1 protein-coding gene is annotated in these 212 nt (G+C 46.7%); it reads right to left on the bottom strand.

The annotated features are described in order from the left end of the window. Positions 1–212, bottom strand: a 212-nt coding sequence (locus tag AAEY75_RS17505) for a calcium-binding protein (RefSeq protein ID WP_352260463.1), incomplete at both ends; no start/stop codon positions are given.

Raw genomic sequence — 212 nt, forward strand, 5'->3', positions numbered from 1 at the left:
TCGCCACCGTCTAAAGTGTCATTGCCTGCGTTACCAATGATGGTGTCATCACCCCCTAGACCTAATAGAGTATCTGCGCTGCTATAACCTTGAATGAGATCATCGCCTTCACTATCACTCGCTTGCAAAGCCTGTTCTTTAATATGATCAACATCCCAAACCGTGCCATCTGCCAGTTTGATTTGGTCAATGCGGTAGTTGGTTGCGCCATT

Source organism: Psychrobacter sp. TB55-MNA-CIBAN-0194 (assembly GCF_040309505.1).
Lineage (GTDB): Bacteria > Pseudomonadota > Gammaproteobacteria > Pseudomonadales > Moraxellaceae > Psychrobacter > Psychrobacter fozii.